Below are 19,012 nucleotides of genomic sequence, written 5' to 3'. Positions count from 1 at the left end.
TCCCCGATGAGCTCCCCTCCCGCCGCAAATCCCACGGCAGAACAGGCCAAAGTGCCATTTGCGACAAATCCGGTGGTCATCGCGCAGCACCGGCGGATCGTGGGATGAACAGGTTGTTCGCAGCCCGCCTCATTGTGGGACGAACATCTTCGGACGCAGTATGCGGCGGCGGTTCAAGCGCCGTCAGATCGTTCACCGCGCTGTCGATCTTCGACGGCGCATCGGCTGAACGGATTTCCGTGAATACAGTCTGGCCGACGCGCTCGACGCCTCCGCTGCCGCGCGAAACGGCGTCATTCGTCGCGCGAGCGCCGCGCTCAAAAAGCTGCGAGCGATCCGCGCTCGACCTGGTTCCCAATCCTTGCGAGCGAGGAGCAATCTCGATCGCGCCTTTGATCAGCGGCATAAGCTTCGCAGCGTAGTCGATCGTCTCGCGAGGCAGCGAACGACCGGTCGAAAGATGCTCCTCATAGCGTTGTGGTCCGGCATTGTAGGCGGCGATAAAACCTTTCGGACCGAAGCGATCGAGCATCTCGCGAAGATAGGCGGCGCCGGCCATGATGTTGTCGCGAGGATCGAATGGATCGTTGCCGAGACCGTGTTTGATACGCAGCTCTCGCCACGTGGCAGGCATGATCTGCATCAAGCCCATGGCACCTTTGGGTGAGAAGGCATGGACATCACCAACGCTCTCGATATCCATCACGGCGCGTATCAAGCGCTCGGGAAGGTCAAAACGTTTGGCAGCCTCACAGACGTAGGCGGACCAGTCGCCCCTCGTCTCGATCGCTGTCCGGATGCAAGGTTTGAGCACCGCTCGCGGCGACAATTCTGCTGCGTCGACCGCGGAGCCAAGTATGATAAATGCGCATGCGGAGAGCATCGCAATGCATTGTTGGACGATGACGCGTGCGCCGCCGTCCCGACACGCCGACAGCCTGCCGCCGTGCTCGCTTCCATCAAGGGCAAGGCTTCGCCGACCGGACCTGGGTCCCATGCGTGGCAGCGCAAACAACGCCCCCATCGAAGGACAAGTGCCCGGTCGCCCTTGACCTCCGCTGCGCGCGACGGCCGCCTGACCGGCGATCGGGTCGAAGGGTTTGACCGGCACTCGATCTATCAAAGGGTTTGCTAGTACAAGATCGATGACGCGCGATCGAAACATCGAACTCAGGGTCGCTCTTCGCGCTTCGAGGGCCGGCTCCAGTGCAGGTTCCAGACGTCTTTTTCGGTGGCAACCTGGAACAGATTGGCGCGGATCGGCTGCGTGAACGACGGATCGTCGATGAGCACAGAGAGATAAGCGCCGGCCTTGTCGCCGGTGCGATCCCACGCCGCTCCGATCTCGACGCCATCGCAGTAGATGCGGTGTTCCGGTGCATTTTCCACATCCGATTTCTCGACGGCGAGGATGGCGAGCTTTGCGTCGATGGTCAGCGTACAGATATTTCCGAAGAAGCCGTCATCGTTGCGGGTAAAAGTGCCGATCTGAGTCATGCAGTTGTCCTTTCGTGGTGAAGGGAAACGAGCCGTCACGGCTCGCCGGGAGCCGGTTTGCCGGAAGCATCCGGCGCCGGGGAAATGCGGTCGACGGTCCAGAGAGGGACCGCCCGGCCGACGATGGCGGTGACTGGCAGTGGGCCGAAATAGCGGCTGTCAAAACTGTCGGCGGCGTCCCGGTTCATCAGGAATACTTCGCCGTCGACAAGCACACGGCAGCCCTCCCAGACGGGCAGGGATCGGCCTTTGCCGTCGCGGTCGCGCGCATATCCATAGGTCTTGCCACGCGCGATGATGGCCGTCCCTTGGCGGCAGACGGTCTCACCGCCGAGCGCCAGGACGTGCTTCAAGAGCGGCAAGCCGCGCGGCAGATATCCGCGCTCTACGAGGAAGTCCGCCAGCGGCTCGGGCGGCATCACGGCGGCGAGATCGCCGACATGGATCTTGCGGCCAGGCTCGACGCGATAGAGTCCGATCGGCACGCTCGCCGATGCGTTCCAGATCAACCACGGCGTCTCTCTGCTTAAGGCTGGGAAGACGACAAGCGCCGCGCCGGCGAGCATTGCCACAACGTTCTTGCCGCGCGCGCTCATGGCTCGATCCTGCGACGTAGCAGCCATGCTTCGTGCCGCTGCCTTGTGTAAGCCCTTGGATTCTCACGCGCAGCGAGGCGACTATGGACATGTCGCCAGTATTCCGGCGAGACATCCATCGCGTCGATGCCGAGCGCTTCGACGGCATCGATGATCTCGAGCACTTTCTCAACCTTCGGCCAGCCAATGGCGGTCAAAAGGATATCGGCGCCAGGTCGCACATAGGCGACGGTCGAACAGCGCTTGCCGGCACCGACGGCGCGCAGAATGTCGATGCGCGAGGCGATTGTACCAAAGTCGTTGGCCGTCCAGCGGACGAACGCGAAGATGCTTCCAACCTCGAAAGCGACGACGCGGCGGCTTTTATCGATGATCCTGTTTTCGACGGGTTTGCCGAAACGGATGTAGTTCTCAATCCGCTTCTTCAGCCACAGCAGTTCGACATGGGTGAGGTCGCTCATGCCGCCCTCGGTTGCAGGAGGTGGCCAGTCGATTTGGCAGCTGATGCCTGAAGCTGATTCAGTATGGTGACGAGTCGGCAATCGATCTTGTTGCACGCGCACCAACGGCGCCGTGACAGAAGTCGTCCACGGACCTCCGGAACCGGACGTTCCGTTAGAAAGAATCCGAAGGATTCGAAGTTAGATAAGTTAGAGGCGCGAATTCGGCTTCCGGTTCCACAGGTTGAGTGCGGTTCGGGTTCCTGAAATGACGAGGATCGGGTTCCCGAAATCCCGTGTCCGCGGGTTCCTGAAATGACGTGCTGGTTCACAGGTTGTCCTCCGTCGCCCTCGTCTTTCCGAAGCGGCTGAACGGATCCCGGTGACTGGCCTTGAACGTGAGCAGTGGCCCGCCGGCTTGGGAAATGCCGAGCACGAGCCGATAGCCCGGCAGTGATTGGCGGCGCACGATGCCGCGAACTTCGAATGCGAAGCGCTTGTATGCGGAGAGACTGCCGGATTTGACGTGGAGATGGCGCAAGTCGAACGACCAGCCATGCGCCTGTCGCCCGCCATGCTTGCGCACGAGACGGTAGAGCCAGCGCTCGATGCCGCCTGTCAGGTCGAAATAGGCGCGGTCGATGGTGAGCACGAAGGCATCGACCATGATGCCGGCGTAGAACCAGTCCGGCAGAACAAGCTCGATGCCGAGCTGCCTGCCGCGATTGTCGACCCGCTCCTTCCATTCGTTGATCCAGGAGAAGCGATGCATGCGCCGCTCGGTGGGCTGGCGGATCGAGGTGGCGACGGTGGTCGATTGAAGCCGGTCAAGTGCTGCCTTGAGCAGCTGATATTCCCGGGCGGACGTGCCGCGACCGATGAAGGTCAGGATTTCGTGCGGCGTTGCCGCCATCATGCGTGAGGTGCGCAACCCATTGTCACGCGCATCGACAATCTGTGACGCCGCCCAGATCAGGATGTCGGCATCCCAGATGGTTGCCATGCCGTGCTCGACGGTCGCCTCGACGCGGATGGCGACCTCCCCCATCCGAAAATCGATCGGTGTGATCCGGCGCGATTTGGCCAGCGAGAAGAACGGCCAGGCCATCAGGTCTTGCGCATCGCGCAACGCCATATTGCCGGGCCGCGCATGGAAAAGCGCGATGGGTTCGAGGTCTGTTGGAGGTGGCCGCATGTCCGCTCTCAGGAACCAGGCTCAGCGCGGCTTGCCGGCATAAGCCGGCGCGCGTGCCGCATGTGGCTTCGCGGGCGGCAGATAAGTAGCGTCGGTGTCGCTGGTGGACGTTCGCGCGCCAAGCTCGATCCAGGCGTGCAAATCGTCGATGTCGTAGAGGACACGGCCGCCGACCTTGCGGTACTTGGGACCGGTACCGTAGGTCCGGTGCTTCTCCAAGGTACGGGCGCAAAGGCCGACGACAGGAGCAGCCTCCTTCGTCCGAAGATATTTTTTGTGCGCGTCCGCGGGACCACTCGACATTTGCTCGATCTCCATTCGGTTCTGCTGTCGTCCTGGCCTGCCGGGACGCGCGAAACGGACGATGGCCGAATTGAGAAAAAGGAAGGGAGGGCAAAGATCGGTGCCGTGTTTTTGTACCCCCGCCGAAAGGATCTCAGCGGTCAGATTTACGGCCGCGGCTTTGGGGATAGAGGAGAAGGTCGCGATAGCCACCCGCGACCAGCCGGTCGGCACGGCGCAGGATCGCACGCACCTTGTGGCGAAGATGATGGTCGCGCCAGTCGCGCGCAGCTATCGGATCGCTGGACAGGAGCTCTTCGGCGATGCGACGGTAGGCCGCCTTCGCTCGCTTCGCATCGTGGGCGCGCAGATTGAGGATGTGTCTCAGCTTCGTCTGTTGTGGCAGGGAGCCATACGAAGTGCCAGACGGGCGACTGTTCAGCGACCGCCAGAACCGACGAGCCGCATCGAGGCGAGTTTCGAAGTTCTCATCGAGCACCAATACGACGGCATCGATGCTATCGGCGTCGTCCGGCGTATCGATAAGGATGTGGTGCTTCCCGGAGGTGCTTGGCCATACGACATGACGTTGCTCCGCCTCGGTCCAGATGTCGGCCGTGCCAAGTTGAATTAATCGAATGGCCGGCCGCAAAGAGCCCGCGGAAGCTGCCAACCTTGTCGCGCGAAGAACCCGTGGCGAAGCCTCTTCCGTCCAGACGATGTGTTTGGGTGATAGGGGCTCATCACCGACAACTGTGAAATCGCGCGCCCCATCGCCCGGCGAAGTCTGGCGGGCCGATCAATTCTCCAGGCGTGATCATAGCCGATGTCAGCAGGTCAGCTTCCGCAGCGAAGGCGTCATTACGGATCAGATACTCGGCGGCAAATTCCGAGGCTTCATAGTCGCGCATATGCTCGTACGCTGCCGGATCGGCCCAACCGCTTCGCGACATGGCAACGGTCCCTTCATCCGATGCCCACAGTTGGCCGTGAGCTTCGAAGTCAGCATCCGAAGCGACGGTTGGCTTGGGTAGTCAGAGATTCGGCAAACCGGTTTGTTGATTCAGCACAGCTCCGGATTCGAGAATGCCTAGTGTGGTGCACCGCCTGCCAGGAGATACCGGTAGCCGTTGGTCGTCATCCATCGAGCACGAGCGAGATGTGTTTCCCAAGCCCGGAATGCCCGTTCTGGCTCTTTCGCGGGATCAATGTGCAGAACGATCCTGGCCACCTCTCGCCAATCAGCATCCTCGGCTGCGGCATCGAGAAGGCGGACGTAAGTGAGGAGACGCTCCTCGTCGTAGCCGGTCAGGATGGCGACGTCCGGCGCAACATCAGCGACATCGGGATCGAGCAGCGGCTTGAGCAAACGCGATTTCCCTTCTTGAAGTCATTTTGTAGAGAATACTCCGTGGTTGGATACTCGACAATGCCTTGCATTCGCAGGCATGGAAATACGCGAGGTATTTGCCCGCAATCTGAGGCGGTGTCGACAGTCGGCCGGGCTTTCACAGGAAGAGCTGGCCCACCGCGCAGAAGTCGATCGCACCTACATCAGTGCGTTAGAACGCAGCATCTATGGCGCGACGATTGATGTCGTCGACAAACTGGCAAAAGTTCTCGGTGTCGAGGCAGCGGATCTACTGAAGCGGCCTCCCTTGCGCGCTACAAAATCGCGGTGAACCTGGCTTTCCTTATCGTCTCCGTGGCCGAAGTCGCGTCGCGAGCCGGGCGGAGCCCGGCGAGCGGCGGCCGCTAGCCAGACGGCCGCGGCAGTCGATCCGCGTTCGCGGATCGGTGTAAAACTCCGTCGTTGAGGTGCGCGGCCGGATCTCCGACCGCGCAGTGTCGAGACCGTTAGGTTGCCTTCTCAAGCAACGCCTTTGCCTTTCCTTCAAGCTCGAGACGGCTGTCTTGATGGGACTTGGTTCGTGCATGCGCGGTCATGCCCTGCACGAAATCGAAGATGCTTTCGGGCGGCCTGCCTTCCTCCTGCAAGACTGCCTCGATGATCTTCCCAGTCTCGGCCTTGGACAAACCGCGCTTGCGCAGGAAGTTTTCGCGGTCGTCATCGCTGTGGGCGACGATCCTTTCGCGGGCGGCCTTGATGCCGGCGATGAATGGCGCCGGCGATGAGTTGGCAAAACTCGTCAGCGCCGGCGCTGCCTCGTGAACAAAACGCTGCGCTGCGAATTTCGAATGCCGAATGCTGATTTCCTCGAACCCCTCCACGCCCCAAAGGTTGCGGTTCATGCATACCGCGCGGAGATAGAAGCTTGCTATCCCAAGGGTCTTGCTGCCAACTTCGCTGTTCCAGCAATAAAAACCCCGGAAATACAAATCCGGCTCTCCGTTCGGCAGCCGTCCGGCTTCGATCGGGTGTTTGTCATCAACCAGAAACAGGAACACGTCTCGGTCGCTGGCGTAGAGCGTGGTGGTATCCTTGGTGATGTCTACCAACGGGTTATGCGTCATGGTCGCCCAATCCAGCACGCCGGGAACCTTCCACATGGTGTCGCCGGTACCGTTGCCGGCGATCTTCATGACGGCGGCGACAAGTTCGCGGTCCCAGATACGGCCGTAGTCAGGGCCAGTGACGGCGCGAAGCTCGATGCGTCCGTCTTCGGCCTCCAGGGTTTTCACAAGCTCGGCGCGGTGATTGAGCAAGCCGTGCTGCAGGTTGATGCCTGCCAGCGGTGCGGGAAGCTGGCGCATGTACGTCGCGGGCGCACCAATAAGGCTGCAAAGCTGGCCGAAGCTCCAATGCGTGGGCGCAATCGGCTGGTCTTGCCCGGGGACTATCAGAGAAAGCCTCTCCGCATTGTCACGGCTCGCTTCGACACGAATGGCGCGGCTCTCCACAGTGCGGGCGGTGGCGTGATCCGCTCGGCTACGCACGGCGTCGTAGAGTTCTGTCAGCGAAAGATAGCGTTCGTCATCGGGGCGCGAAAACCATTCCGACGAGACGCGACCGATGCGCTCGCCGCGCGAGATGTCGACGCGAAAGGCCTCGGAAACAGGCTGCTGCTGGTTGTTGTCAGTGCTCTTGGTGTTCGTGATCATGTTCATCGTGGTCACTCCTTTTTCCTTGAATGCCGAAGGCATGTCCCCCGGCATGCCTTCCGGGGGCGCGTGAGCGCGCGGGAGTGATGGGGGCCAATGCCGGCGCGCGGAGCCGAGCTGCACGGTCGAGCGGGGCGAATGGAAACGATCGGAAGTTGTGGCGTAATCTGCCGCTTTGCGAGCCGGCGGCCCTGCTCTGCACAGGCGGCAATGGCGGGGAAGCGAGGGGAAGTTCCTCGCTTCCCAATGGATCGGCAAGGGTACTCCGCAGCCGATCAGAACGATGAAAGCGAAGCTTGCCGTTATAATATTGGCGAGAGGAGTGGATTGTAGAAAGGAAACGGACTATTTGCCAAATTGGCGGAACGGGTAATCACACGTCTTTGGTGCGTCCGATAGACCAAGAGGAAAACTGCATGACCATTTCATCCGAACAAGACGGCCAAACGGAAATCGTGTCGATCGCCGCCGACATTGTCGCCGCCTATGTATCGAACAATCCGCTGCCGGTCGGCGAGCTGCCGAAGCTGATCGGCGATATCCATGCCGCTCTGCAAGGGATCGGCACGCCAGTGACGGAACCTGTGGTCAAGCAGGAACCGGCGGTGTCGATCAGGAAGTCGGTGACGCCGGACTTCATCATCTGCCTGGAGGACGGAAAAAAGTTCAAATCCCTGAAGCGCCATATCGGAGTCCACTACAATCTGAGCCCCGAGGAATACCGGCAGAAATGGAACCTGCCCTCCGACTATCCGATGGTGGCGCCGAACTACGCAGCCGCACGCTCGGTCCTGGCGAAAGCGTCGGGGCTCGGACGTAAGGCAGCGGCACCCAAAGTGGCCAAACGGGCACCTCGCGCCGCTGCAGCGACCGTGACCGCGGCGACTGCAAAGTCACCGGTCAAGAAAACGAGCAAAACTGCCGCCAAGATCTAGCCTGCCGCAGTGAATTGCCTATTGTCCGGGCGGTGGCGGACGTGAGCATGGTGAAGCCCCGGCGCGTCGCGCCGGGGCTTTGTCTTGTTTGCCGGTTTCACTCGGCGGCGCGGCGGGACCAGATGAGCGAGAACTCGCCCTGCGTTTCGGTCTCGACCAGGCTCGCATAGATCGGAGCGGGGAAGCTCGGATCGTCGAGCTTGACGGAGTGGTAGTCGCGCCCCTCGCGCGAAGTCTTCTTCCAAGCCGCACCGAACTCGGTGGCGCCGGCGAAGATGCGGTAGTCCGGACCCTTTTCGTTGTCGCCTTCGGCGGGGACGAAATCCACGGTCTTGACGTTGAGGTTGAGGGTCTTGACGGAGCCCTTGAAGCCCTTTGCGGTGCTGGTGAAGATGCCGATCGTAGCCATTGCTGTGGTTCCTTCTGTTCTATCGAGCCGCGCCCGTCGCGACCTCGATGGTGGTCGTGGGACCGGGGACGATCGGTCCGCATCCCCAAAGGGACTGAAACGAAGTGGAAGACGGCGGGGTGAGGCTTTCTTGGATCGCAAGGAATGGCCGCAAAGCGGACAGGGGAAGAAAACGCAGCGCCGCTGTTGTGGTAAGACGATCGAGGCGAGGCCGGTCCTCGGTCAGACCCAATCCATTCGAGGACGCCATGGGCGTGGTTTGCCAGGAGGAGGACCCGTCGCAATGGCGATCCGTTCGGATTCACATCGCAAAAGGGGTCTTGGATCAGTGCGAAGCATACTCCCGGCAAGACGGGCATGACTTCCCTGCGGCGCTTGATCACAAAGTCAGGCTTTCCCCGCTCTTTGCCCTGACCCAATCGCATTTCAGCGGTTTGGAAAATAGAACTGCGGAAGAGCAGCAACTGCCATTTCGTCAAGCCCGAAGACCCGAGCTTCCCCGCTCCGATCTTTATGAGCCTGATTGAGACCACAGGCGGACGATCCATCTAACCTGACGTTCCGTCGCTGTGCCGAGTGATCAGGCCAACCACAAAGCTTGCGTGTCTCGCTGGTGCTTTGCCGGGAGAGTCCGCCGCCGGCCTTTGCGTCGCGGGCATGAAACTCGACGTTGGGAGAAGCCAAGAACGAGACCAGCCTAGGCAAGGCCAGCTGGCGCCCTACCCTCTGATCTTCTCGATGCATACGAATATTGCCCGCTGCTCAGCGTAGCATCATGTCGTATTGTCGAGGTCCCGGGCCGCGCGGGTCGCGCGGCCGAAGATTTTCACGGCTGATGGAAGGCTGACGGGAGCCGCCGAAGCGCCTCCGGTCTTTGCGTGTCACTCGGCTGCGACGTGGAAGGGTTCGCCATCCTCAGCCGCGCTGCCGCTATCGGCTGCGGCCAAGTCCGTCTCTTCAACAGGCACAAGGTCCGCCGTAGACAGCCCGTCCGGGTCCGCCGCTGCCTCACCGGCTACGTCAAGCGGTTCGACCAGCGTCGGATACTCCGTTGTGCGCATGAGTGCCGGAAGCCAACCGGTTCCAGAAAGCAACTGTTCGGCGGCTTCGGCCATCGGCTGCTTCTTTAGCGCGACAAGCCTGTCCGCTGCCTCTTCGCTCACTGCCTCGCACACTGCAGCGAGGATGTTCGCCTTGGTGACACGCCCGAGATAGGTGCGCGCGGTCGGCCTCCAATGTGCCGTCATGTCGAGCGCCACCGCCGTTGCCAGCCTGTCCGCCGTTTCGTGGGCGCGCTGCTTGCGCTCCCAAGGCTGCTTCACCGCGTTGACGGTGAGTGAGGCGCAATGTGCAAACAGCGCCATGACGCTGGCGTGATCAAGCGAGGCGATGAAGCCCCACAGGTCGGCTACATCGACCGGCATGTCCGCCGCCCATCCCGTATGACGGTCCGCCAGCGCCTTGGCCGCTGCCGTGTCTTCGATGCCATCCGCGTGGCCAGCAAGGTAGGGGCTGGTCGGTCGGATTTCGAGACAATGGGCTTCCGCGCCCTGATAGAAAGTCTGCGCAGCAAGCGTGTGTGTGACGGCGACAAGGGCGATGTCCGGTTGCTCGCCAAGCGCAAGGCGAAGGCCAAGCGTTCGGTGGGCGGTCAGGTCGCGGACGAGAAGATCGGAAAGCGGCTTGCCGGCGTCCTCAACTTCGTCGTCGCCATCGTTATCAGCGTCAGGACTGATACCGTCCTCGATGATCTCACCGTCACCATTGATGGTGTAACTATTGTCGCCATCTTGGGCTTCCGGCTGATCGTCATCGGCGCGGATGAAGCCGCGTTCGATGCGGGCCGTCCCGTCATGGGAAAGCACGACAAACACCCCGCCCCGCGCAATGACATCCGGGTCGTAAGCGTGACGCAGGGCATCGACGCCCTCGATCTCTGCCTCAAGCATACCGAATCTCTTGTCGACATCGTCAGGCAATTCCTCGGCGCTACTCCATTCTTCCGTCAGCCGGTTGAACGCCTCGAATGCCACCGCATAGGCGGCTTCGTCTTCTTCCGACAAAGCCACCGGCTGCGGGTAGGTTCGGCGCAGGCCGTGTGCATGGGGATAGTCGATATGGACATCAGCCCATTTCCAGCCTTCGCCTTGCTTGATGGTTTCGGCCACGCTCTGGAGCTTTTCGATGACCATCCGGTCGAGCAAGGCTGCATCATCATAGAAGCCGCCACGGTCATCGGTGAACAGATCGCGAATAATCATGCCGCCGGCCTCGATAAAGGCTTCCGCGCCGATGAAGATGGCGCGGCGATCCGTGGCCGCGACGTGGGTCCGTGTCAGTTCACGGCGGATGATGTAGGCATCGCGGTTATAGGTCAGGCCGTCGAAAACCTGTTCCTGCCGGGCATGATCCTCGGTGAGGGCGAAGGCCATCAGCTGATCAAGGGTAAGATCACCGTCGCGGTAGACCTGCATGAGCTTGGGGCTGACGGCACCAAGCCGCAGGCGCTGCCGCACCACATGAGCCGTCACGCCGAAGCGGGCGGCAATCTCTTCCGCGCCCCACCCGCGCTCTTCGTTGAGACGCCGAAACGCCTCGTACTGGTCGGCTGGATGCATGGCTTCGCGCGTGACGTTCTCGTCCAGGCTGATCTCGTGCGGATCGTTTTTGGTATCGACGACACAGCGGATCGGTTCGGTCTTCTTGATCTGCTTGCGCTTGACGCGAAGCAGCTGCGCCAGCCTGCGGCCTTCGCCGATGCTGACGAGATAGAAGCCGGTCTCCGCGCCCTCGCCATCAAGCTCGGGCTCAACCACGAGGTTCTGCAAGATACCCTTGGCGGCGATGCTCGCCGCATAGGCCTCGATGATCGCCTCGCTGTGCGGCGTCTTGCGCGCGTTGCGAGGCGACTTCTTCAGCTTGTTCAGCGGAATGAAAACCTCGGTGCCGCTCTCGCTGGCATTTGCGGCTTCAACGTTCTTTGAATGGATGGTCATGGTTCTGTTCCTTTTCCGTTACATGCCGAAGGCATGTCCCTCGGCATGCCTTCCGGGGGCGCGTGAGCGCGCGGCAGAGAGGGGGGCGAATGCCGGCGAGCGGAGCTGGGCTGCGCGTTTCGAGCGGGGCGGATCGGATCAGTTCAGAAATGACAATCATGCGCCGCCTTGCGAGCAAGCGGCCCGGCTCTGTCGCAGGCGGCATTCGCGGGGGAGAGATGGCCAAGACCATCTCTCCCCTCTTTTTGCGAATGTTGCCAAGGATTCTCAGCGTGCTGGATTTGTCGAGTCGGGGCAGTGCCCCGGCTGTCCAAAGAAAGAAGCAGCCGTAGGAGCGTCAGCCATTTCGGCGCCGCAGGCGCGACGCGGGACCGACTGCAACGACGAGACCGGTTAAGAGGGTAGCCGAAGGAGCGTCAGCATAGCGCCGCCGAAGGCGGGACGCGGGGCCGACTACCCCCGGCGAGGAGTGCCGTATGAATTGCGCCTCGTCCGCCAGAGCGGAATCCGCTCATCCTCAGCCAGCGTACGTGACCATAAGGTCGGAATGCGTTTAAACTGCGTTCGCGGTGGCGATCGGTGCGCGCGCATGAGCTTGTGGAACGTGCCATGTGCGCTCTTGGTGGGGAGACGCTCTGTGACTTGTTGGATTTCCCGCGGTGACGATCCCAGCCAGTTACACTATGCCCTTTATGCAACTATCGAAGCACAAAAGGCGAACATAGAGAGGGGCGTTGCGTGTTTCGACGAAGAGCCTGTCCAGCCCGGACTTGGCCATCAGCGCTGGTGTCACTTCGTCGAGCGAGAGGAATTTGCGAACCCCGGCTACCTCAGGGTCGCCATAGACAAAGGATTCCAGCACCGCCATGTTACGGCGGCCAACAGGGCGATCCCCGGATCTGGATCAAATTGGTTGAGTGCAGTCGCGGACCTTCCATCCAAATGACACTCCTCTATTGACTTTTCACCGCGCTTCTTCATGCTCAATACACCGCGACGCAGCTACGCGGGTTTTTCACCCTCACTTCTGAAGCGAGGGGCGGCTACGCAGGGACACGCCGGTTCGCCGGGTCGCTCTGTACGTCTCGGAAACTCCTTCCACGCTGTTGCCGCCTTCGGTGACGCCGGAATTTGCCGGTAAGCGGAAGGAGGATGCGCATGGAGCATCTTACCCATTCTCCTGGCACCTCGGAAACCTCAACCCCGTGTTGCGGCCGAGATGAGCTGTGTGCTGTCGGCCGCCTGCCTATGGAGAATGGAAGTGGCTGCAAGCAGTCAGATGAAAGAAGCGCGACGCCTGCTCGAACGTCAGGGCTTCATTGCCAACAAGACCCGTGGAGGTCACTGGCGGATCGAGCATCCCAACATGGACGGACCGGTCTTTGCGCCGGACACACCGTCTGACCACCGCGGAATGAAGAATTTGTTCGCCACGATTCGGCGGAAGATGCGGTCGTCGATCATCTTGTAATCAAGCCGCGAATGGGGCCGCCTCGTATGGAAGCGAGGCGGCTCATTCCCTGACAATGAATTCTTGGGCCGAGCAATTGCCCGCATGGAGATTTCAATGAATCCTGAAAATACGGATGGCCACGTCCTGCCGCGTCCTGTTGAGCGGCTTCCCGAATATGCACATGCGAAGGCGCGACAGACTCTCTCGGAGAAATTGATCGAAGCCTTCGGTCTGTCTGAAGCCTCGGCAGCCTCGATCGCCGCTGCCGTTGTGGATCCGTCTGAAGTCCGGAAGTCGATTGGCGAGCCAACCGACCCCGATGTGGAGAGGATCGCAGTTCCTGGCGGAACGCTTCTCGGCGTTCGGACGAGTGTGTGGGCGCGCCGCACGATGCCTGACCCGCGCAATCCGCGTACCCTTCCCTCTCGTCGTCACCCCTTCGCCATTGATCCGGGCAGCGGCGGCGAGGATTCGAAGTTCCGCCCGGTTCCTGAGCCGAGGAGCCTGGATCAGAACCATCCTGAGAAGGCTGAGCTCGCGGTCGACATCGAGAGCAGGCACCAGCTGATCTGGGCAAGTCAGCAGGCCGCGGCCTTCGTTCTCGCGGAGAACGACTGGCGTGCATCAATCGCGTCACAGGGGGTGATGGAGGCCGTGTGGCTTGTCCCGACGACGTACCTGCACGCGGACGGATCAGCACCCGCGACGACGCTGACTACCGTCGAGGGATCGTCAAGAGCTACCGCGGTCCATAATCTCCTCCGCATCCATTCGGCCGACGTGCCATACGATGACAACGATGCGAGATTCCGCGCTCATATTCGTAAGTTGAATGACGCCTTCGAGCGCGGAGAGCGTGATAAGGAGACGGTCGTCGCGCTGCGTTGTGAGCGTATTCCCGCCCTTATCTTGCTCGGGTTTCGCCCGCATGCATCTGGCAGCACCGGATTCCCGACCGCGGTGAAGTCTCTCGTTGCTTTGCGGCACGTAGATCCTCCGAAGCCTTGGGGTGAAGGGCCAGAAAACGAGTCTCTCGCTGATGAAGTGCTCGATGAACTGCACCGGCGGGATCTCATCTCATCGACGCAACGAGATTATTTTGCTGGCTCGTGTACGCGATCAGAAGCGGCGGCAGCGCATCTGCCGACAGACCCGGTGCTACGTGCAGCACAGATTGTCCAGCTTTTCACGAATGACGATGAACGTTTTGATGAGGCGATCCGGGTTGCGGTGACAAGCCAGTCGACCCGAAAGCGGATCACCACAAAGATGATGAACGAGCTGGCGACAGCGCTCATCCTTCGGGCTGTAGCAGATGAACCTGCCAAGGTCGACCAAATCAGGCGTTACCTGCGCCATGCCTTCGGGAAGCCGACGCATCGGGCGAAGTGGGAGGCAACGGGAAGGACCAGCGATCAGTTGATTCAGGCGGCACTTTCGGAGGTGCGCGAGGCGATTGAGACCGGCACTTCGGGGGAGGAACCAGGGCCATCATCGCTGGAACTGGCTGTCCGCGCCTCATACCCTTTGGTGGTTTCGGGTCGTCTGAACGCCGACCGCGGCTCATCAGGAAACGCTCAGCCTGATCGCCGGACACCGGGCGAGATCCTCGACACGATGCGTCGCTCCATTTACGGGGTTCATCAGCTTGGACGGGCGCTGCTCGACTTCGAGACCAATAGGGCTCTGCGAGCGGTTAACGAGTCTGGTGAGGTAAAGATTCAGTCGGACGGCTCGTCAGAGCAGACCATCAGCGACATCTATCTTCGCAATGAGTTTCCTCCGCCAGGCAAGGCCAAGGCTGCGCGACCCGGCGATACTCCCACTGACCGCTATGACAATGCACTTTCGGCTCTGAGCCGCGCATTTGATGCCGTGGACCAAGCTTTTGCGGACCTGACAAAGGTGCTCGGAGATGACAGTCAGCCATTGGTAGAAGCGCGGGGAGTTGAGCCCCGTCTCACTGAAGCCTGGCGGGATTTACTGCGCCGAATTGATGAGGAGATGGTGATTTGGGCGCGCACCTTCCGCAGAGCCTATGGCACCAAGGCTAGCCCGCTGGTCGATCGGGACGAAGACGAAGAAGTGGAGGATAGCGACCCGTACGCCGATGTCGGCGACGACGCGGAGGACGAGTTGGAGCGCCAGGAAACATCGTCGAAAACCGATGTTGCGGGGTAACGCAGGTATTGCCGGTCTGACGAGTCAGGCCGGCAATTTTGCGCTCCGGAGAGGCAAGCGTCGCCGCGCCGTCCTGGGCCGACGTGTATCTGTTTTCCCGGTGAAGCGGCCCCTCTTCATCTTAGGTTAGCCCGTGTGGCCCTTCTCGATATTCTGCACGCCAGAGCTGGGCGGCGGCTGCGCTCGAAAATCGACTGACGTTATCCACTGGTGGGAGCGGGATCTCACGAAGCCGATAGAGGGGCAAGGTTTAAGTCATGGGTACTTCTATTGAGTTGAAGGTGGGCTGCGTTTCCCTCGACTATGCCAAGAACAATATGGGTAATGACTACGGCTACCTTTTTCAGAGCCAGGATTTGGCGCGTCGACCGTGCGACGGCATAGACTACGACTACTATGTCGATCATCCGGAGGAGGAAGTCGATCTCGCGGAAAGCGAGCTTTCCTTCGTCCGCCCGCTGTCGCGGCTCGTTCCGAGATTGGAGATCCTCGGACATACGCTGGAGACCGCAAGGTCGGAGTACGAGGCTGTCTTGGCCGGCTCTCAAATAGTATCCGGCGGACAACATCGGGAGCACCTGACGTTCGAGGAATTCTGCGCTCTCGCCAACCTCTTCCCTTTGATGAGCCTTGCTGACGGTTATGTTGAATTCGAGACCGAAGGCCGTGACCTCATTTCGCAGGGCCGCTTTGCAAATCATGCGGAGCGATTTGCGCGCATCCCTTGGACCGAGAACTCCGACATGTATTGGTCTGAGGCGAGCTACCTGTCGTCAAAAGTCTGCATCCTCAGCGCCGCATCAATGCTGTTGATCTTCGCCCAGGACCCGCGGAATGCCGATGCCGAGGTGACGTGGCAGTTCGGCAATATTGTGAACGCGGGTTGGGTCAGCCGCGAGGCCTTTGTTGCCGGTGCAAGTCGGGGACAGACTATCCTGATTGCAACAGAAGGCGCGTCAGATGCTCGCATCCTGCGCCGCGCCCTCGATCTTCTTCGCCCTGACGTGGCGGATTTCTTCCGCTTTATCGACGGCGACGAGCGGCATCACTTCTGGGGCACCGGCAATCTCGTCCGATTTGCCGAAGGACTGTTGCGGATCGACATCCAGAACCAAGTCCTCTTCCTCCTCGATAATGATGCGGAAGGGATCGATGCGTACGGCAAACTCAAAGAGTTGAAGATGCCGCCGAACCTGCGCTGCATGGTCTTGCCCGACGTCCAAGAGCTGCGTAGCTTTCCAGCACTCGGCCCGGAGGGTCTCAGCAATTGCGATATCAACGGTCGCGCCGCCGCGATCGAATGCTACCTCGACCTCAATCTACCCGACTATCCGCCCGCGCGGGTGATCTGGAGCAATTTCAAACGGGAGATACGGTTGTGGCAGGGCGCTCTGGAGCACAAGGAATCGTATGACCGCCATTTCATGAAACAGGATGCTAAAGGGCTGGCGTCTGGCCAATATGACCTTTCCAAGCTCATTCAGGTGCTCGAGGCGTTGGTCGCTGAGGCGTCGCTGTTTAGCGCCGTCGCTCCGCATTAGCGTCGAACGAATCGGGACCTTTGTCCGAGGCCTGTTCGCAATGTAGCGCCGCCATCAGTGAGCACTCTAACTCGGCTTCCACGGATTTATTCGGACGCATGGCGAAACCGTCGAGGTCGAACGCCTGCTCACTTGAATTTGTCCGACGCGGCAACGGAACTGACGGGCTGTGCCAACGACGAAACTTGGGCCGACCTCACCGTGCCTGCAACCCCCTTCGAGACTCCCGTCCGGCACTTCCTGGTGCGAGCATTTCATTCCACAGGTATCGATGGGTTATTGCGCATCTACGGTATCGACGCTGCACTTAGTCTCCAATCGGATTACGGCGCCAAGGCACCCGCCGTTCAGCGCAAAGGCCGCAAGGTTGCCGATATTATGGTCGAACGAGTTGGGCGGCTTCTTGCTGAGGGCCATGCAGCAGTCCGTCGCAGAACTCGTCCCATGCAATGCATGATTCCAACTAACCCGAATCACGGTTAAGAACTAGCACGACAGACGCTGCGGGGGCCTTGCGCTATGCTGACTCTTGGTGAAGCTTTTAAGCTTCTGTTCCCTGACGCGTCTCGGCGGATTCTAGGCTTTGCCGAGGCGCCAGTTCTGCCAGCCGATATTTTCGCATTTGCTGCCTATGTTCTCGAGGCAAGCGGGGCCTATCATCACGTCGCCCCTGAGTCGGGCGCTCCTAGCCCCGATAGGCAGATCATCGTCGATGGCAGGATGCGAGCGCGGGCAATACGCGTCGGCAAAAGCTGGAGAGAGTCAACCGTCCCTCCCGGCAATCTTCCGGCGGTTCCTGCGCGTATCACCCACCTTTGGCGTGCCCTTCAGCCGTTTTCGTCAGAGTTGGCATTCACCAATTTGGCCCCCGACGGACTATGTCCTTCTTGGTGGCCTATCATGGTCGAGCTCTTGATGATTTCAGATGAAGCCAGCCGGCACGTCGGCTTTGTGGCAGACAACATTTTCTATGCACCGGTCGCCGAGGCGTTCACAGAAGGTGACGTGATCAGCGGTCGCGAATTCAGGCGAATCCAAAGCGGCCCAGCCACGATATCGACTGCGGATCCGAGCATCGTTTGCGTGCAACCCAAATCCCGCACTCCTGCGGTCGGATGCACGATGCGATCACTTAGCCATCATCTCGCGATGCTGCCCGGGCAAGGCTCGGTGCGCGCCAGTTGGGTGACGTCGCCTTTTGAGGCCGACGGTGCAGCGCCACAGAACCTCGGACTGCTCCTGATACCTTATCCGTATGCGGTTGATGCCTCAGTGTTCGTAGCTGCGGGTGACGCACGAAATCGATGGGGTTGGTTTGGTGTCGAGCAGCAATGGCTTCCAGCGATTGGGGACAGCGAGGGCCGCAAAGCATTTGTCGTATTTGTGCTGGACCTGGTCAGGGCCGCGCGGAAGGGCGAGCGTCGGGTCGATGGCGTCGTCTTGCCTGAGTTATCGCTTGATCTGGCGCTATTTCGCCAACTTGCGCGTGCTTTAGCTGAGGAATCTGGCGTTGACTTCCTCATCTCCGGCATCAGTAGCGACCGCCACGGGCGAGAAGGCAATTTCGTTGCGATTGCCCCATTCTTCCTCGTGGGCGAGGGCAAGTTGACCGGTGGGCTGGATCAGCTTTTCCTAATTCGGGAGAAGCATCACCGATGGAAGCTGACCGAGCCCCAGATAAAGGACTACCAAATTGAAGGCGCGCTTCCACCGTCGCGCAGTTGGTGGGAACATCTGAATTTGCTCGGCCGTAGCCTGGACCTGCTTGTCTACCGAGGCGGCACGTCCCTGACGACGCTGATTTGTGAGGATTTAGCCAGGGTCGACCCTTGCCAGGCAGTGCTGCGCGCGGTTGGCCCCAACTTGGTCGTCGCGCTATTGATGGATGGGCCGCAGCTTGAGGGCCGTTGGCCCGCACGCTATGCGACGGTACTGGCGGAAGACCCCGGGTCTTCCGTACTAACCTTCACTTCGCTGGGACTTATCGAGCGTCAGAACCAGGCGAAAAAATACCCGCAATCCAGCGCGATCGGACTTTGGAAAGACGAGGCGCACGGCGTGCAAAGACTCGAATTGCCAAGAAGCAGTGACGCCATCCATCTCGTCCTTAAGGCCGACACTAAGACTGAACATACATTGGATGGGCGATCGGACGACGCCAACGCTCACCGGTGGGTGTTCAAAGGCTATGAGGGGATATCCGCAGATCCTCTTGCCAAGCCAAAATGGCTAGGCACGGGAAAAGCCCGTTAGGAACCGGTCCGGTTATTTCGGTTTGTGAGCGACTTTTGCTTTAGTGCGCTGTAGGCAGATCGGGCCTGCTTCCGAAATGCGTCGAAAACGCGCTGCTCTTCGGCCGAACGCGGGGTATCCTTGCGCTGCCTAATCGCCTCCTTGGCGGCCCGCGTAGCAGTCCCATACCGT

The 19,012-nt window shown here is 60.5% G+C and carries 19 protein-coding genes; 6 read left to right on the top strand and 13 right to left on the bottom strand.

All coding sequences use genetic code 11. The features are described from left to right. Positions 1-76 precede the first annotated feature (76 nt). The 9 genes from RFM52_RS22490 to RFM52_RS22450 all read right to left on the bottom strand — a co-directional run bounded on the left by RFM52_RS22490 (position 77) and on the right by RFM52_RS22450 (position 5,379). A complete protein-coding gene (locus RFM52_RS22490; protein WP_320293536.1) occupies positions 77-1,111 on the bottom strand; it encodes a lytic transglycosylase domain-containing protein in 1,035 nt (344 codons plus the stop codon). A 59-nt stretch (positions 1,112-1,170) separates the two neighbouring features. Beyond that, a complete protein-coding gene (locus RFM52_RS22485) occupies positions 1,171-1,497 on the bottom strand; it encodes a DUF736 domain-containing protein (protein WP_320293535.1) in 327 nt (108 codons plus the stop codon). A gap of 35 nt (positions 1,498-1,532) precedes the next feature. Beyond that, the gene (locus RFM52_RS22480; protein WP_320293534.1) at positions 1,533-2,093 is read right to left on the bottom strand and encodes a S26 family signal peptidase; all 561 of its coding nucleotides are present in this window, start codon (positions 2,091-2,093) and stop codon (positions 1,533-1,535) included. Continuing rightward, positions 2,090-2,554 carry a DUF2840 domain-containing protein gene (locus RFM52_RS22475; RefSeq protein WP_320293772.1) on the bottom strand — a complete coding sequence of 155 codons (465 nt, stop codon included), beginning with the start codon at positions 2,552-2,554 and terminating at the stop codon, positions 2,090-2,092. Before RFM52_RS22475 ends, RFM52_RS22480 begins: the two co-directional genes overlap by 4 nt. Positions 2,555-2,861: 307 nt before the next feature. Next, positions 2,862-3,728 carry a replication initiator protein A gene (locus RFM52_RS22470; protein WP_320293533.1) on the bottom strand — a complete coding sequence of 289 codons (867 nt, stop codon included), beginning with the start codon at positions 3,726-3,728 and terminating at the stop codon, positions 2,862-2,864. Positions 3,729-3,749: 21 nt separating this feature from the next. Then, positions 3,750-4,046 carry a helix-turn-helix transcriptional regulator gene (locus RFM52_RS22465; RefSeq protein WP_320293532.1) on the bottom strand — a complete coding sequence of 99 codons (297 nt, stop codon included), beginning with the start codon at positions 4,044-4,046 and terminating at the stop codon, positions 3,750-3,752. A 118-nt stretch (positions 4,047-4,164) separates the two neighbouring features. After that, a complete protein-coding gene (locus RFM52_RS22460) occupies positions 4,165-4,683 on the bottom strand; it encodes a DUF2285 domain-containing protein (protein ID WP_320293531.1) in 519 nt (172 codons plus the stop codon). 70 nt (positions 4,684-4,753) lie between these two features. Beyond that, positions 4,754-4,963: a transcriptional regulator domain-containing protein gene (locus tag RFM52_RS22455; RefSeq protein ID WP_320293530.1), complete on the bottom strand. Its 210-nt coding sequence runs from the start codon at positions 4,961-4,963 to the stop codon at positions 4,754-4,756. A gap of 137 nt (positions 4,964-5,100) precedes the next feature. Beyond that, on the bottom strand, positions 5,101-5,379 hold the full coding sequence (locus RFM52_RS22450; RefSeq protein WP_320293529.1) for a DNA -binding domain-containing protein: 279 nt from the start codon (positions 5,377-5,379) through the stop codon (positions 5,101-5,103). Between the two features lie 79 nt (positions 5,380-5,458). Here RFM52_RS22450 and RFM52_RS22445 point away from each other — a divergent pair, with 79 nt between their 5' ends. Further along, positions 5,459-5,692 carry a helix-turn-helix domain-containing protein gene (locus RFM52_RS22445; protein WP_320293528.1) on the top strand — a complete coding sequence of 78 codons (234 nt, stop codon included), beginning with the start codon at positions 5,459-5,461 and terminating at the stop codon, positions 5,690-5,692. 175 nt (positions 5,693-5,867) lie between these two features. On the opposite strand, the gene RFM52_RS22440 is transcribed toward RFM52_RS22445, so the two are convergent. Then, positions 5,868-7,073: a DUF932 domain-containing protein gene (locus RFM52_RS22440; protein ID WP_320293771.1), complete on the bottom strand. Its 1,206-nt coding sequence runs from the start codon at positions 7,071-7,073 to the stop codon at positions 5,868-5,870. Positions 7,074-7,489: 416 nt separating this feature from the next. Here RFM52_RS22440 and RFM52_RS22435 point away from each other — a divergent pair, with 416 nt between their 5' ends. Continuing rightward, entirely contained in the window at positions 7,490-8,008 is a 519-nt protein-coding gene (locus RFM52_RS22435; RefSeq protein ID WP_320293527.1) for a Ros/MucR family transcriptional regulator, read from the top strand. Positions 8,009-8,105: 97 nt separating this feature from the next. Here the strand turns inward: RFM52_RS22435 and RFM52_RS22430 are convergent, their stop codons facing one another. From RFM52_RS22430 to RFM52_RS22420, 3 genes are all read right to left on the bottom strand, one after another. Further along, a complete protein-coding gene (locus RFM52_RS22430) occupies positions 8,106-8,417 on the bottom strand; it encodes a DUF736 domain-containing protein (protein ID WP_320293526.1) in 312 nt (103 codons plus the stop codon). A gap of 881 nt (positions 8,418-9,298) precedes the next feature. Beyond that, positions 9,299-11,413, bottom strand: a complete 2,115-nt coding sequence (locus tag RFM52_RS22425) for a ParB/RepB/Spo0J family partition protein (protein ID WP_320293525.1) — start codon at positions 11,411-11,413, stop codon at positions 9,299-9,301. Positions 11,414-12,089: 676 nt separating this feature from the next. Further along, the gene (locus RFM52_RS22420; protein ID WP_320293524.1) at positions 12,090-12,281 is read right to left on the bottom strand and encodes a hypothetical protein; all 192 of its coding nucleotides are present in this window, start codon (positions 12,279-12,281) and stop codon (positions 12,090-12,092) included. A gap of 393 nt (positions 12,282-12,674) precedes the next feature. On the opposite strand from RFM52_RS22420, the gene RFM52_RS22415 reads away from it, so the two are divergent. The 4 genes from RFM52_RS22415 to RFM52_RS22400 all read left to right on the top strand — a co-directional run bounded on the left by RFM52_RS22415 (position 12,675) and on the right by RFM52_RS22400 (position 18,841). Then, positions 12,675-12,884 carry a hypothetical protein gene (locus RFM52_RS22415; protein WP_320293523.1) on the top strand — a complete coding sequence of 70 codons (210 nt, stop codon included), beginning with the start codon at positions 12,675-12,677 and terminating at the stop codon, positions 12,882-12,884. Between the two features lie 96 nt (positions 12,885-12,980). Continuing rightward, positions 12,981-15,047: a hypothetical protein gene (locus RFM52_RS22410; RefSeq protein ID WP_320293522.1), complete on the top strand. Its 2,067-nt coding sequence runs from the start codon at positions 12,981-12,983 to the stop codon at positions 15,045-15,047. A 257-nt stretch (positions 15,048-15,304) separates the two neighbouring features. After that, complete coding sequence (locus tag RFM52_RS22405; RefSeq protein WP_320293521.1) at positions 15,305-16,588, top strand: HEPN/Toprim-associated domain-containing protein; 1,284 nt, start codon at positions 15,305-15,307, stop codon at positions 16,586-16,588. Positions 16,589-17,488: 900 nt separating this feature from the next. Further along, positions 17,489-18,841, top strand: a complete 1,353-nt coding sequence (locus RFM52_RS22400; RefSeq protein ID WP_320293520.1) for a hypothetical protein — start codon at positions 17,489-17,491, stop codon at positions 18,839-18,841. The last annotated feature ends 171 nt before the right edge of the window (positions 18,842-19,012 follow it).

Origin of the sequence: Mesorhizobium humile (assembly GCF_033977215.1) — a bacterium.
Taxonomy (GTDB): Bacteria; Pseudomonadota; Alphaproteobacteria; order Rhizobiales; family Rhizobiaceae; genus Mesorhizobium; species Mesorhizobium humile.
This window is presented reverse-complemented; position numbering and strand designations above follow the sequence as displayed.

What these genes read in the sequence shown, in the direction of transcription:
- RFM52_RS22485 (WP_320293535.1), bottom strand. Translation starts at nt 1,497, where the DNA reads ATGACTCAGATCGGCACTTTTACCCGCAACGATGACGGCTTCTTCGGA.
- RFM52_RS22480 (WP_320293534.1), bottom strand. Translation starts at nt 2,093, where the DNA reads ATGAGCGCGCGCGGCAAGAACGTTGTGGCAATGCTCGCCGGCGCGGCG.
- RFM52_RS22475 (WP_320293772.1), bottom strand. Translation starts at nt 2,554, where the DNA reads ATGAGCGACCTCACCCATGTCGAACTGCTGTGGCTGAAGAAGCGGATT.
- RFM52_RS22470 (WP_320293533.1), bottom strand. Translation starts at nt 3,728, where the DNA reads ATGCGGCCACCTCCAACAGACCTCGAACCCATCGCGCTTTTCCATGCG.
- RFM52_RS22465 (WP_320293532.1), bottom strand. Translation starts at nt 4,046, where the DNA reads ATGGAGATCGAGCAAATGTCGAGTGGTCCCGCGGACGCGCACAAAAAA.
- RFM52_RS22455 (WP_320293530.1), bottom strand. Translation starts at nt 4,963, where the DNA reads ATGTCGCGAAGCGGTTGGGCCGATCCGGCAGCGTACGAGCATATGCGC.
- RFM52_RS22445 (WP_320293528.1), top strand. Translation starts at nt 5,459, where the DNA reads ATGGAAATACGCGAGGTATTTGCCCGCAATCTGAGGCGGTGTCGACAG.
- RFM52_RS22440 (WP_320293771.1), bottom strand. Translation starts at nt 7,073, where the DNA reads ATGATCACGAACACCAAGAGCACTGACAACAACCAGCAGCAGCCTGTT.
- RFM52_RS22435 (WP_320293527.1), top strand. Translation starts at nt 7,490, where the DNA reads ATGACCATTTCATCCGAACAAGACGGCCAAACGGAAATCGTGTCGATC.
- RFM52_RS22430 (WP_320293526.1), bottom strand. Translation starts at nt 8,417, where the DNA reads ATGGCTACGATCGGCATCTTCACCAGCACCGCAAAGGGCTTCAAGGGC.
- RFM52_RS22425 (WP_320293525.1), bottom strand. Translation starts at nt 11,413, where the DNA reads ATGACCATCCATTCAAAGAACGTTGAAGCCGCAAATGCCAGCGAGAGC.
- RFM52_RS22420 (WP_320293524.1), bottom strand. Translation starts at nt 12,281, where the DNA reads ATGGCGGTGCTGGAATCCTTTGTCTATGGCGACCCTGAGGTAGCCGGG.
- RFM52_RS22410 (WP_320293522.1), top strand. Translation starts at nt 12,981, where the DNA reads ATGAATCCTGAAAATACGGATGGCCACGTCCTGCCGCGTCCTGTTGAG.
- RFM52_RS22405 (WP_320293521.1), top strand. Translation starts at nt 15,305, where the DNA reads ATGGGTACTTCTATTGAGTTGAAGGTGGGCTGCGTTTCCCTCGACTAT.
- RFM52_RS22400 (WP_320293520.1), top strand. Translation starts at nt 17,489, where the DNA reads ATGGTCGAGCTCTTGATGATTTCAGATGAAGCCAGCCGGCACGTCGGC.